Raw genomic sequence first — 13,599 nt, 5'->3', positions numbered from 1 at the left:
CCCTGAGTGCGCTTTGAACATTTAATTAAATACTTAATAGAGACCATACCGTTGTGATAGCAGAGCGCAATGATTTTGACCCAAAAGCTTATGACCCAAAGTTTGAGTTCGCTTTTCTTGCTCCTAAATACTGGGGAACCTGGTTAGCTGTTTTGTTTGCCTCACTACTCTGTTTTTTTCCCAATTCATTCCGCTTAACTTTTGCCAAAGCGCTATCATTGATTGCTACCAAGATAAATAACAAAGCAAATCGCAGAGCTCGAGTTAACCTCGAAATGTGTTTCCCTCAAAAGTCTAATGAAGAAAGAGAGCTCATCTTAAGAAACTCTTACATAACCTCAATTAGCTATCTTCTTAGCTTTGCTTCTTTAAGCCTTAAAAGCAGACAATGGCTTGAAAAAAATACCGTTATTCGTGGTTTTGCTAACCTTACTGAACTGACAAACAACGGTCAAAAAGTCATCCTACTCGTTCCACATACATGGGCGATCGATATTCCGGCAGTGTTACTTGCATCGAGAGGATTACCTGTATCTGCGATGGCGAAAGCACAGAAAAACAAGCTTTCTGACTGGTTAATGCACAGACAAAGGGTTCAATATGGTGGCAGAGTTTACGATCGCAGCGTTGGCATCAAACCATTTATCAAATCGATTCGCTCTGACAACTATCTCGGCTATTACTTACCTGATGAAGACTTAGGAAGAGAGCATAGTGTTTTTGTCGATTTCTTTGCGACACAAAAAGCGACCATTTCAGGACTTGGTAAACTATCTTCGTTAAGTAAAGCGAAAATTGTTCCGCTCTTTGCCATGTTTAACAGTCAATCTGGTCAATATGAGTTAGATTTTTATCCTGCTCTGCCATTTCCAACTGGCGATGAACATATGGATGCTAGGATGATGAATGAGTGTATCGAGAGTTACGTAACAGCGAAACCTGAGCAGTATATGTGGATATTAAGACTGCTTAAGACTCGTCCAGATAGTAATGCCAATCCTTATAATTGAGCTCTCTCACAGAAGGACGAAATTAGCAAATAAATCAATAATATACACAACCCTCAATCGATTGACTTCAGCTAAACGTTCAATGCCACGCACATAAAATTAACAATTTAATCGGTAACTCAATGAAAATTTTGTCGCTAGTTCTTACTATCACGCTAAAAATAGTGTACGCCCAGAAGCAGAAATGTTTATTGAAATGGTAAAGCAAGGCCATGAAGTAACGGTAATGACGCAAGGATGCAGAATACACGCAACGCTTTAGAGAATGTGGCGTAAAAGTTATTGATGCTTACCCTGAGAAGAAAATTTGTTTAAAAACCATTAAAGCTTATCGAGCAGAACTGAACAGCAAGGCCTATGACATCTTTATGCCTTTAATTCCAAAACAATCCCAAACGCAGCCTTTGCTTGTATTGGCACGAAAACTACATTAATTACATATCGTGGCACAACTGGTGGTTTATATCGTCATGACCCTTCTGCCTACCTTACTCATCTGCATCCCAAGGTGAGTGGTATTGTTTGTGTATCAAAAGCCGTAGCAGATGACGTAAAAGAGAGTTTGGTGTAATAAAATAACGTCGTTACCATCTACAAAGGCCATGAATTAGATTGGTACACTGTTGAGGCCAATAAGCCTGAAGAATTTGGTTTAAGTTCAAGTAACGTGATCGCGGTATGTGCTGCTCATGTTAGACCAAGTAAAGGAATTGATGTTCTAATCGAAGCAACGCACTTTGTTGATAACCCAAATTTCCATCTACTGCTCATTGGTAGTGGTTATGAACCCTACTTTGATATGGCCAAAAAGCCCTATGTCAGAGAGAATTCACTTCATTGGCCACCGAAAGACGTACCTTCGATTATGGCAATGGCTGATTTTCAAATTCAGCCATCAATCAGCGGAGAAGGTTTACCACGAACGATTATTGAAGCAATGGCAAATGGTACACCATCCATCGTTACAACAACCGGTGGTTCTCCAGAGCTTATCGAACAAAACGAAACCGGCCTTATTGTTCCAGTGAAAATGCCCAGTTACTCGGCGAAGCTATAAACAATATGGCGAATAGTAAAGAACAATGTGCGCAAATGGGAGATAAAGCAAAATTCGACTTCAACGCTACTTCTCATCATCTGAAACTGTAAAACAACACATTAGCTTTTCGAAAAAATCATCAATCAGTAACAGAGACGATGGGCAGGTAAGTCTATTTACCTGCCCAAAATTTCTATTTGTTGTCTTGAATAATTCTATTTATCGCCTCTTTGCATAGCGACGATGGCACTCAATCGCTCAGTAGAGCTCAACTGATAACTATTCATTTCATCAGCCAAAGTTTTAAGCCTGACTTTCAAACGAGTCATATCGTCATTAGAAGCTAGTTTGTACACCATGACGAGTGACAACCATTTTCTTGGCGACGAAGAGATCAGCTTGGCGATTATTCTTTATATGAATTCTCTAATAACTTACCATATGACATCTTATTCATGCTCATAAAAGGTAAATCGTGTAGCATTAATTTCACATCCATAGACTCAGCAAAGTCATACCACTTTTCGTCATCAAATGCTGGAGAGAATCGAACGCCTTTCCAAGGGATACGCAGTGCGTCAGCGATAATGGCACCGTGCATTGCCTCAGTGACAACATATTCACACTCTTGAAGAGCTAATAAAACTGCTCAACTGGTTGTTTCGCGGTAATGTATGTCAAACCTATTTCTTGGCAGACCTTATCCCAATCAATATAGTCTTCACTGCGGTGGTGAGGAATAAATCCCACCTTCCCTTTTGCATTTCCGCCTTTGGAAATTCCACTTCACGAATAAGGTAAGCACCATCACCAACCACTGATTCTGGGTTTAGGTCTAGCTTTTAGCCGTTCTCGGGCCTCGTACTCCATACAGTACAATTACCACCCAACGTAGGGACATTCCACTCCCAAGCGCCTGACGAGAATATAATAATCTCTTTCGCGCCGAGTAATTCTTTATTTAACCGTTTTTCCGTCAAAATAGTTCCGATACCTAAAAATATCGAGAACTATCTTCTACAACCAAATCACCTAATAGCTGCGGCCATAACCAAGGGTTCAGGTCGTCCCCTACATTGTAAGTATCTGATAAGCAGTACTCTAATTTAAAAGCCACCGATTGAACCCTTCCTTGTTCGATAAGCCACCGATTAACTCCTTCCTTTTTCTAGCAACCACAAACCAACGTGTTTGTTAAAATTCACTTGGGCATACGTCATTGCAACAATAAAGCCGACACTGCCATCTAAAAAGCCGCGGCGGATAAAATAAATTAAGAAGAACGTCCAGATCGAGCGCAGTAGTGCGACAAAAAGCCCAGAGCTCTTTTTACCCTTACGATGATATTTCTGCGCACCAAGCCAAGCATATTGCGCTGCTTTATCCAAACCATGTCCATAGTCACGATGGGTATAATGCAGCAAACGTCCTTTGAGTACCCCAGTAGAACCAGTCGCTGGAATCACCGTTTCATGCACTTCATCTGCGGTATAAACCGCACCTTCACGTTGGAACAAACGTAGCACTGCACGCGCACTGCGCCCGTAATTGAGTGTTTTGCCATAAAGAGTGACACCCCAAGGCAATTTGTATGCGGTATGCGAAATCTCATCTTGAGAAAGCAACACGATTAACGCCGCTTTCATCTCCTCATCGAGCGCTTCATCCGCATCGATCGATAAAACCCAATCCTTCGTCACTTTTGCTAACGCTCGTTGCTTTTGAACACCGAAACCCGGCCAATCTGTAATTTCAACGTTGTCTGTATATCGACGACAAATATTTACTGTTTCATCAGTTGAGCCACTATCTAGAACGATAATTTCATCAGCAACATCCACCACCGATTGGAGGCAGGTTTCAATACGATCCTGTTCATTTTTAGTAATCACAATGACAGACAGTGTGTGTTTTTTCATCTGTTGTACCTAAATATTAAAAACGGCCTAATTTCCAATAGCCTAGTTTTTTACGCATTTTGAACTTACGCACTAGATTCATCGGTTTGCGCTTTAAGCCACCTAACCCTTGGTCGATCAATTCATTCGCCGCCGCTAACACGCGCTCACTGGAATAGCCATCTTGGTACGGATGAATAAATTGGCAATACTCTTCAATGGCTGTCATTAACGCTTCAGGTCGAGATAACGCAATCTCAAGAGCATCCTCAACCTTTTCTTTATCATCCAGATCCATTAAATGTGGCATTGGCGCTTGATTTCTAAATGTCACCACAGGTTTTCGCTGTAGCAAAAACATCAACAGTACAGATGAGGTGTCACATAACATTACATCTGCAGCTTGCAGCAGCGGAATAACATTGTCCGTTTCAACAAATGTTAGATGGTCCCCTTGCAGAGCCTTGTACATATCAACGATCTCTGGTGACATTTTCGGATGAAATTGTACCAGCCAGCGCCATTTCCCACTTTGTGACATGCGCTTAATTTGCTCATACAAGAGTGGTGCACACGTCAAGTTACGCGAAAACGTCGAACACATCAGCACTGTCGGGCGAGTGTCATTAACATCAACGTAAGGATTAACTTCGAGCGCATTAAATAAAGGATCAAGCATTGGCCATCCCGTTTCTTTGACCTTAAAGAAACCATGTTGTTTCTCTAATTCCAAAAAAGGAGCTGTCGTTTGCGGACCTTGCGTACAGTACATATCGAAGCAGCCGCGAATTTCAAAATGGTCTTCTCGACCGCGGCGATTTAACTTGCCGGAATTGAAACCATGAAAGACACCGATTTTTACCCCAGGAATAAAATCAGGCACAACGTTTCCTGGCACAAATACCGCATCAGGTTGCCACGCATTCACTTCATCAATCGTCGCCAAGCGAATTTCATCATTCGCTAGAAATTTTCCATCGACTTCATCACCTTCTAAAAACCAACGCACTTCACCTTGTTGCTCTAAGATCACCTTTTGCAGTGGACGTAAAATAGCGTAAGAGTAATTTTGAGCGATATACATTAAATAGCGACGATGCTTAGTAGCCACAGCATGCTCCCTTTATGAGCTTAATTCGGTATAAACTAGTTAATTAACCTATTCTAACTTAAGATAGAGTTCGTTGCTTTCTCTATCAAACAAGATGCCCAACAAAGATGCTCATTCGACTCCTATACAGCTTACTTCTCGCATTTTTATCACCTGTACTGCTCTATTCTTTATACAAGAAAAAGGCCGGAAAACCATCGTTTGGCCCGCGTTGGAAAGAGCATTTCGGCTTCACACCCAAAACCAACGCCGATCAACCGATTTGGATTCATGCGGTATCAGTAGGCGAAGTGATCGCGGCAATTCCGATCATCCAAGGTATAAAACAGCAGTGCCCTGAACAAGCTATTGTGGTGACTACAACCACAAGCACAGGTGCCGCTCAACTGAGTAAGCTCGGAGAATTAATTGAACATCGCTACATGCCAATCGATTTTGCTTGGTGTGTAAAAGGCTTCCTGCGCCAAGTTAAACCCGCACAATTATTAATCATAGAAACCGAACTTTGGCCAAATACCCTGCATTGTGTAGCAAAAGCAGGCATCCCTATTTCAGTGCTAAATGCGCGCTTATCTGAACGCTCAGCGAAACGTTACGCCAAATTCCAATTTATCTTTAATCAATTGGCTCAAAATCTGTCTCAAGTGCTGTGTCAGTATTCAAGCGATGCAGAGCGCTTTATTGCTTTGGGCTTAATCCAACAACAAGTACATGTCACCGGCTCAGTAAAGTTTGATATTAGCGTCCCCTCTTCAGCACTAGAGCAAGGCCAAGCACTGCGCGCTCAAATTGGCAAACATCGCCCAGTTTGGGTTGCATCAAGTACACATCAAGGTGAGGATGAAATCGTACTCGCCGCGCACACACAGCTACAACAAAGCCTTCCTAATGCACTGCTTATCATCGTCCCGCGCCATCCCGAGCGGTTCGAGCAAGTTTTTAATTTAGCTAACAGTTTTGGCTTTGAAACGGTAAAGCGCTCGAGCAGCGCAACCATAACGAATAATACTAACGTTTACATTGCCGATACCATGGGTGAGATGCTGACCATTTTAGCCAGTGCTGATATCTGTTTTATGGGCGGCAGTTTAATTGGCGATAAAGTTGGTGGGCACAATTTCCTTGAACCAGCAGCGCTATCGATGGCCACGCTCACCGGCCCGAGCTTCTATAATTTTGCTGAAATTGCCCATTTGCTAATGGAGAAACAAGCGCTGAGCGTCTGTGATAATGCGCCAGAGATTAGTGCTAAGCTGACCGAACTATTTAATCATTGCGAGCGCAGACTTCAAATGGGACAAGCCGCGCTACAAGTCGTCGAAAGCAACCGCGGCGCGCTCAGTAAAACGCTCACGCTCATTCGTCACTAAGCATTGTAACCATCTAGCAATGCTTGCCAGTCGGCCTTTTGCCAATGAATTTGGCACTTTTTCAGTTCTTTAATAAAAGAGCGCTGAAGACGTGCCAAATTGCCCGCTTTCCAAGCATCACCTGCTTGTACGCCACATTTATCAAAATCAATTAGCCATACCTTCTGCTGCTCATCGAGCAAGATATTGTGAATATTCAGATCGGTATGATTGACGCCTGCTTGGTGCATTTTTTTTATCTCTGCACCAATGTCGTAATACACTTGATGTGCAAGTGGGCTTTCAACCAATATATCGACCAAGTCTTTGGCGTTAGGGATACGCTCAGAAAGTATATCGGCTCGATAGAAAAAGCCATGTTTCACCGCGCGAGCAGCAATGGCGCGAGGTACATGCACTTTGTGTTGAGTCAGTGCCTCTAATACCTCGATTTCTCGCGCACCACGAGTATGATCCCAGTTGGTGAAGTAATAGCTATCCTTGACCAATTTACCAAACAAACCACCACGGCGGTAATGACGCAGCGCCGCCTGCATCTGTTCAAGTTGCACAAACCAAGTGGTTCCACGACCACGAGCACTGCCCACAATAGCCTCTCGCTGTTGCCAAAATTCTGGTTCAAAAATCTGCGCAAGCTGCGAATGATCTATATTGGTTAGTAGACTAGGCTCAAACCAAATCACCTGATCGTTAAAACTAAGTTGCTGCATGGACAAACCTTTCTTATTCGGCGAATACTCGCTCAATATTTTACATCCAATGCGAGTATCTGCATAATTCTTAGGTTGCTAATTTTAAGACGATATTTATGCCGCTATTTACTTCAGCTCCAAGCTCGCTTTGCATCTTGCGCCTCTCTGCGATAGGCGATGTTTGTCATGCTATTTCGGTCGTTCAAGCGATTCAAAAGCAATGGCCAGAAACTAAAATCACTTGGATTACGGGTAAAATTGAGGCCATGTTGATCCAAGATTTACCAAACATTGAAGTCGTTGTGTTTGACAAAAAACAAGGCTTTAAAGGCATGAAAGCCCTATGGAAACAGCTGTCTTCACAGCGCTTTGATGCCCTACTCCACATGCAGGCAGCTTTGCGTGCAAGCGTACTTTCGATTGGTATTAAAGCGAAATATAAAATTGGTTTTAGCAAAAACCGCACCCGTGAAGGGCAATATCTGTTTACTAACCGCCACTTGCCAAATTCAGAACAATTCCATGTGCTGGATAACTTTGCCGAATTTGCTCGCTATATTGGTGTGACGTTTGACAAGCCAAGCTGGAATATTCCATTGAGTGAAGCCGATGAAGCCTTCGCTCTGCAGGTAATGGATAACAAACCAACATTGGTGATTGCACCAGCTGCGAGTAAAGATTCACGCAACTGGCTCACCGAGCGCTATGCAGAAATCGCCGACTATGCCGCGACTCAAGGTCTGCAAGTCGTACTTTGTGGCTCTCCTGCAGAGCGTGAAGTGAAACTAGCCAAAGAGATCGAAGCGTTGAGCCATACGCCGCTCAAAAATATCGTCGGACAAACCTCACTGAAGCAATTAACGGCGGTATTGAAGCATGCCACCATCGTATTAGCTCCAGATACCGGCCCGGCACACTTAGCAACGACTCAGTCAACACTAGTGATTGGGCTATATGCCCACAGCAATCCACTACGTACTGGCCCGTATAACAATCTCGATAGCGTAGTTAGTGTCTATAAACAGCATGTCGAGGCGCAATACCACAAACCTGTTGATGCATTACCTTGGGGTACTCGTGCAAAAGGAGATGACTTAATGCGTGATATTAGCGTTGATATGGTCAAAGAGCAGCTCAATAACCTTTGGAGTAAGGAACAATAATATGTCTAACCATGTCATTTATCCTGGTACCTTTGACCCTGTTACCAATGGTCATATCGACATCATTGCCCGTGCAGCTAAAATGTTTGACCACCTCACTATCGGCGTTGCCGCTAGTCCAAGCAAAAACACCATGTTTAGCTTAGAAGAGCGCGTCGAACTGTTAAAAGCTGCGGTAGCAGATCTTCCTAATGTATCTGTGCAAGGTTTTTCAGGATTACTCGTGGATTTTGTCGAGCAACAAAACGGTAACGTGCTAATTCGTGGTTTAAGAACTACTATGGACTTTGAGTACGAATTCGGCTTGACCAGTATGTATCGCAAACTGCTGCCCGGATTAGAAAGCATTTTCTTAACGCCATCTGAAGAGTTTGCATTTCTCTCGTCGACGATTGTAAGAGAAGTTGCCATCCATGGGGGTGATGTTTCAAATTTTGTTCCTGAGATCGTCGCCAAGGCTCTTGAAGAGAAAAAACGCACTTAACAGATACAAAAAAGCGAGCTATTCAGCTCGCTTTTTTATTAAATTTGGTAGTACTGCTTATACCAATCAACAAAAGCTTGGACACCTTCCTTTACTTTTACCTGCGGCACGTATCCTGTTGCTTTAAACAAATCTTCAGTATCCGCATAAGTCGCGTAGACATCACCCGGCTGCATCGGCATAAAGTTTTTCTTCGCTTCCATACCCAATGATGTCTCCAGAGATTCAATGTAATCCATCAGCTTAACTGGACTGCCATGACCAATGTTATAGACCTTATATGGTGCTGAACTGCTTGCTGGTGAACCTTGTTCTACCGTCCAGTCGACATTTTTCTGTGGGATCACATCTTGAATACGGATAATTCCTTCGACAATATCATCGATGTAAGTGAAGTCACGACGCATATCGCCATTGTTGTAGACATCGATAGTTTCACCTTTAACAATCGCATTGGTGAACTTAAACAACGCCATATCCGGACGTCCCCACGGGCCATAAACCGTGAAAAAACGCAGACCTGTAGTTGGAAGTCCGTAGAGATGTGAGTATGTATGCGCCATCAATTCGTTCGACTTTTTGGTTGCCGCGTACAAAGAAATCGGATGATCGACAGAATCTGCAGTATCAAATGGCATTTTTTGGTTCAATCCATACACAGAACTTGATGATGCATAGACTAAGTGCTGAATCTTATGATGGCGACAGCCTTCCAAGATGGTTAAATGACCCACTAAGTTACTATCGGCATAAGCCATTGGGTTATCAATCGAGTAACGTACACCTGCTTGAGCGGCAAGATGAATAACACGGTCAAATTTTTGCTCAGCAAATAGCGCCGCAATACCTTCACGATCGGCTAAATCCAATTCAATAAACTGGAATTCAGGATGAGCGGCTCGCTCAAGACGAGCATGCTTTAGTGACACATCGTAATAATCGTTTAGATTGTCGATACCGACCACTTGATGCCCCATCGCACAAAGTCTTTCCGATACTGCAGAGCCAATAAAGCCTGCTGCGCCTGTCACTAAATATTTCATTTTCTTAATCTCTAAAATAGATGATACCACTTGATTGTAGCGTTTTCGTCAACACTACACTATACCGTGGATATTCAATCTTATGTTTATCATTTCTGACAATGAGGGCAAAAAAACGTATTACGTTGCCCTATTTTTTGTTCATGTATTGGTTCGCCACAACGTGGGCAGGGTTGCCCTGCTTTGCCATACACACGTAATTCTTGAGCAAAGTAACCAGGTTTACCGTCTACTTGAGAAAAATCTTTTAATGTTGTTCCGCCTTGCTGAATCGAAGTCTCAAGTACTTTTTTTATCTCAGGTACTAATAGGCGCCACTCTTTAAATTTAATTGAATTGGCCGCACGAGTTGGAAGAATGCATGCACTAAATAGTGACTCGCTAGCGTAGATATTCCCAACGCCAACCACCACTTTATTGTCCATGATGAACTGTTTTACGGCTACGCGTTTATTACACGCCTTCTCCCACATATATTCTGCACTGAACTCTTCGGTTAGTGGCTCTGGTCCCATATGCTCTAAGACGTCATGCTCACCATTTTCACTAAATAACCACGCGCCAAAGCGACGCGGATCGTTATAACGCAGCACTTTGCCATTCGCCAAGGTAAGATCGACATGATCGTGCTTACCGGCAGGAAGTTCCGCATCAAGTACACGCAACGAGCCAGACATCCCCAAATGCACAATCGCACTACCCACATCAGTTTCTATAATGAGATACTTCGCCCGACGGCGAATATCACGCACGATGTGACCTTCTAATTGCTTGAGTTCTTTTGGGATATGCCAACGCAATTTCGGAGTACGAAAGGTAAGAGATTTAATTTGTTGGCCAATTAAATGAGGGGAGATTCCCATGCGGCTCACTTCAACTTCAGGTAACTCTGGCATAAATCACTCCAACTTAGTTCAGGCTAAGCAGCAAATAGCTAGGCTCTACCGTAACGGCAATCCATTTATCTTGCCAGTTTTTCAACAGCCAAAACTGCGGCAATTGATAGTAAGTGATTCTTTGTGGCTCATCCTGACCAACGTACCAGACTTCAATTGAGCTTGGTGAATTCAATGATGGCTTGAGTGATTGAAACTGTTGTGGAGAGAGCTCAGTTCCTACTAGCGAGCGCCAACGTTGCGCCAATTGTTGCGGTTCAACCTTACTCGACACATTCAAAGCCCATACACCTTCTTGGTGAGTAAGCGACCACTGACTTGAGTGCAATGCACGCAACTCTGCATCAGGATTTATTAGGTATGGATGAGCAATAATTTGCTCATCTGGTGCTGGAATAAGATATTGTTTTATCAAAGTGGGAAGGTTAAGCAGAACCATAAACACCACTACTACAAACATCAGTAAGTAGTTCCAACGGCGGCGTTGCTTAATCGTTTTACGCATAATCCTTCCTTAATTAAACAGCTTCTCGGTGAATCTATAATAAGTGGTAACGACTCCTTAGCCGTCACCAACGACCACGTCATGAAACGATAGGATCATCCTTTAAGCTAGACAATGGAACAAGCTGTCCCTCACCATTGTTCACCGTTGCCTCATCCTTGTACGGCGAGAAGAATGACGGAGATTGCTTAAATTGTTCAGTAGAGATCCCCATCAACTCTGACATAGCTCGAAGCAAAGCGAAACCATTACGCGGATAATCAATAACTTCTCGCGCTGTAAATGCTGTACCTGTAATAAATAGCGGTACTTGATACGATTGCTTCTTAGATGGATCGTGACGCAGATTGCGCCCACCATTTCGATGCGCTAGTCCATGGTCAGCAACATAAACCAAGTTGTACGGCAAAGCTTGCGCTTGAGCAAATTGATTGATTTTTTCAATAAAAGCATCAGTTTGCCCGATGGATTCAACATAACACGAGATCTTATCACCATTAAATTGGAACGAAGGCTCCTCTTCCACACGGTCACAAAATGCGGAATGCGAACCCATTAAATGCACAACAATCAGTTTTGCTTTATTGCTGCTGGAAAGAGCATTCTTTATCGATGGCAATAATTCACTATCATAAATTTTCGAGTCGGCATAACTACCAGTGCGTGTAAAAAACACTGAATTAGCATAACCAGCAACAGAGCTAATACTGGTATCAAACTCACCGATTCGGCCTTGATTAGAAATCCAGAATGTTTCAATGCCAGCAGCCTCAGCCAACGTATTGATATTATTATGAGCCTCTATGCCTAATCCGTGATTAAGAGTGATGTATCTCATCACAGAAGTTAGCGTGTTCGGTCCCGGAGAGATAAAGTTGGTCCAAAGTTGCCCGTTGGCATGCGACATAAACTGAGTGTTTTCCATAGAAAAACCATAAGCATGCATATAATCTTTTCGCACACTCTCGCCAATGACTAAAATCGTATTGGTCGGTAAATCTCGATGCGACAACACCTTCCAAGTTGGTGCTATTTTTTGTTGTTCTGCTAGCTGCTGATGATATCGGTAATATTTGTCGTAGGCGTCATACCAATCGAAGGCAAAGCGAATAGGGGTATAGCGCATATGATCCAGCATTGCATGGCTGTAGTGTTGGTCTATATCACGTTCAATAATCGTTCTAACGGGTTTATCAAAAATCAAAAAAGTGAATGCCGCCAGATAGAGCAGTGAGCTTTTCTGTAAGGGAATAGCAGGAACGATTCGAAATAGAATACAGCTCAGTAGAAAAAAACCAACAGCAGCAAAAACTGTGACCAATTCTAAATCTTGAGTAAATTCCATCGCTTCTGAAGGGTTGGTTTCAATCAAAGAAGAAATGATAGTTAAATTAGGGGCGCCGTAGTTCCACGCAACTGGAATATAGAGTGTTGTGAGGGCAATCCAAACAAGGAATGCACGCTTACCAAAATGGCTGGTTTTCAAAAACGCGACAGTGATCATTAACATAATCAAACTATCGACTTTCACTTCATAGCCCAACGCAAACGTCATTACATACGCAAGCGCTAACAAAGCGATGAACTTTATTACTCTATTAACTAATAGCATTTGATAACACCTAAAATATCAAAACAACGCTAGAGCAATTTTAACGGTTATTATTTGATCCAAAAAGAAAAACCCAACTCGAAAGTTGGGTTTTCTAATACAGACTTCTGTTAAGAAGCTACAAAGAAAAATCAATTACTTGATTTTAGCTTCTTTGTACACAACGTGCTTGCGAACTACAGGATCAAATTTCTTGATCTCGAATTTGCCAGGCATGTTACGTTTGTTCTTGTCAGTTGTGTAGAAGTGACCTGTCTCAGCAGTAGATACTAGACGGATTTTCTCACGAACGCCTTTCTTTGCCATTGCCTATTTCCTCTTAAACGTTTTCGCCACGTGTACGGATATCAGCAAGAACAGCATCGATGCCTTTCTTGTCGATAATGCGCATACCTTTAGCAGATAGACGTAGTTTAACAAAACGTTTTTCGCTCTCTACCCAGAAACGATGAGTTTGTAGGTTCGGCAGAAAACGACGCTTAGTAGCATTTCGTGCGTGTGAACGGTTGTTACCCGTTACTGGACGCTTACCAGTTACTTGGCATACTCGTGACATGAATGTCTTCTCCAAAATCGTTTCAGCTCGATATCAACCTTGGTGGCCGAACCTCTTCTATTTCTAAACAGAAGGTTAGAGGTTAAGAGCCGCTATAGAAAGTCTATACAAGGCTATCAAAGGTCGCGCATTATACTAACTTGACCAGCATTGCTCAAGTCCCGAACAGATCCTTTTTACAGGTTTTCGTGATCTTTTTTTGAGCAGAGCTGAATTTACG

At 42.8% G+C, this 13,599-nt stretch carries 15 protein-coding genes; 5 read left to right on the top strand and 10 right to left on the bottom strand.

Features of this window, described 5'->3' with window-relative positions; genetic code table 11:
* Window positions 1-53: 53 nt before the first annotated feature.
* Both lpxM and Vt282_RS20280 read left to right on the top strand, forming a co-directional pair.
* Window positions 54-1,010 carry a lauroyl-Kdo(2)-lipid IV(A) myristoyltransferase gene (gene lpxM, locus Vt282_RS00655; RefSeq protein ID WP_162062310.1) on the top strand — a complete coding sequence of 319 codons (957 nt, stop codon included), beginning with the start codon at window positions 54-56 and terminating at the stop codon, window positions 1,008-1,010.
* Between the two features lie 667 nt (window positions 1,011-1,677).
* A complete protein-coding gene (locus Vt282_RS20280; RefSeq protein WP_232055076.1) occupies window positions 1,678-2,067 on the top strand; it encodes a glycosyltransferase family 4 protein in 390 nt (129 codons plus the stop codon).
* A gap of 388 nt (window positions 2,068-2,455) precedes the next feature.
* On the opposite strand, the gene Vt282_RS00645 is transcribed toward Vt282_RS20280, so the two are convergent.
* From Vt282_RS00645 to Vt282_RS00635, 3 genes are all read right to left on the bottom strand, one after another.
* On the bottom strand, window positions 2,456-2,650 hold the full coding sequence (locus Vt282_RS00645; RefSeq protein ID WP_162062309.1) for a hypothetical protein: 195 nt from the start codon (window positions 2,648-2,650) through the stop codon (window positions 2,456-2,458).
* Window positions 2,651-3,200: 550 nt separating this feature from the next.
* Window positions 3,201-3,968, bottom strand: coding sequence for a glycosyltransferase family 2 protein (locus Vt282_RS00640; RefSeq protein WP_162062308.1), 768 nt, complete (start codon window positions 3,966-3,968; stop codon window positions 3,201-3,203).
* 16 nt (window positions 3,969-3,984) lie between these two features.
* On the bottom strand, window positions 3,985-5,058 hold the full coding sequence (locus Vt282_RS00635; protein ID WP_232055075.1) for a CDP-glycerol glycerophosphotransferase family protein: 1,074 nt from the start codon (window positions 5,056-5,058) through the stop codon (window positions 3,985-3,987).
* Window positions 5,059-5,165: 107 nt separating this feature from the next.
* Between Vt282_RS00635 and waaA the strand changes: the two genes are divergently transcribed.
* A complete protein-coding gene (gene waaA / locus Vt282_RS00630) occupies window positions 5,166-6,428 on the top strand; it encodes a lipid IV(A) 3-deoxy-D-manno-octulosonic acid transferase (RefSeq protein WP_162062307.1) in 1,263 nt (420 codons plus the stop codon).
* Here the strand turns inward: waaA and Vt282_RS00625 are convergent.
* Window positions 6,425-7,138, bottom strand: a complete 714-nt coding sequence (locus Vt282_RS00625; protein WP_162062306.1) for a 3-deoxy-D-manno-octulosonic acid kinase — start codon at window positions 7,136-7,138, stop codon at window positions 6,425-6,427. The genes waaA and Vt282_RS00625 overlap by 4 nt on opposite strands.
* 98 nt (window positions 7,139-7,236) lie before the next feature.
* Here Vt282_RS00625 and Vt282_RS00620 point away from each other — a divergent pair, with 98 nt between their 5' ends.
* The gene (locus Vt282_RS00620; RefSeq protein WP_162062305.1) at window positions 7,237-8,283 is read left to right on the top strand and encodes a glycosyltransferase family 9 protein; all 1,047 of its coding nucleotides are present in this window, start codon (window positions 7,237-7,239) and stop codon (window positions 8,281-8,283) included.
* 1 nt (window position 8,284) lies between these two features.
* A complete protein-coding gene (coaD, locus tag Vt282_RS00615; RefSeq protein WP_162062304.1) occupies window positions 8,285-8,767 on the top strand; it encodes a pantetheine-phosphate adenylyltransferase in 483 nt (160 codons plus the stop codon).
* Window positions 8,768-8,805: 38 nt separating this feature from the next.
* Here coaD and Vt282_RS00610 read toward each other — a convergent pair whose 3' ends face one another.
* The 6 genes from Vt282_RS00610 to rpmB form a co-directional block, all read right to left on the bottom strand.
* Window positions 8,806-9,810, bottom strand: a complete 1,005-nt coding sequence (locus tag Vt282_RS00610; RefSeq protein WP_162062303.1) for an NAD-dependent epimerase — start codon at window positions 9,808-9,810, stop codon at window positions 8,806-8,808.
* A gap of 89 nt (window positions 9,811-9,899) precedes the next feature.
* Window positions 9,900-10,706, bottom strand: a complete 807-nt coding sequence (gene mutM / locus Vt282_RS00605; RefSeq protein ID WP_162062302.1) for a bifunctional DNA-formamidopyrimidine glycosylase/DNA-(apurinic or apyrimidinic site) lyase — start codon at window positions 10,704-10,706, stop codon at window positions 9,900-9,902.
* Between the two features lie 13 nt (window positions 10,707-10,719).
* Window positions 10,720-11,211, bottom strand: coding sequence for a hypothetical protein (locus tag Vt282_RS00600; protein ID WP_162062301.1), 492 nt, complete (start codon window positions 11,209-11,211; stop codon window positions 10,720-10,722).
* A 79-nt stretch (window positions 11,212-11,290) separates the two neighbouring features.
* Window positions 11,291-12,697 (bottom strand): phosphoethanolamine transferase, encoded by a 1,407-nt coding sequence (locus Vt282_RS00595; RefSeq protein ID WP_232055074.1) that lies wholly within the window; start codon window positions 12,695-12,697, stop codon window positions 11,291-11,293.
* Window positions 12,698-12,958: 261 nt separating this feature from the next.
* The gene (rpmG, locus tag Vt282_RS00590; RefSeq protein WP_075652128.1) at window positions 12,959-13,129 is read right to left on the bottom strand and encodes a 50S ribosomal protein L33; all 171 of its coding nucleotides are present in this window, start codon (window positions 13,127-13,129) and stop codon (window positions 12,959-12,961) included.
* A 13-nt stretch (window positions 13,130-13,142) separates the two neighbouring features.
* Window positions 13,143-13,379, bottom strand: coding sequence for a 50S ribosomal protein L28 (rpmB, locus tag Vt282_RS00585; RefSeq protein WP_162047409.1), 237 nt, complete (start codon window positions 13,377-13,379; stop codon window positions 13,143-13,145).
* Between the last annotated feature and the right edge of the window lie 220 nt (window positions 13,380-13,599).

Origin of the sequence: Vibrio taketomensis (assembly GCF_009938165.1) — a bacterium.
GTDB classification, from domain to species: Bacteria; Pseudomonadota; Gammaproteobacteria; order Enterobacterales; family Vibrionaceae; genus Vibrio; species Vibrio taketomensis.
This window is presented reverse-complemented; position numbering and strand designations above follow the sequence as displayed.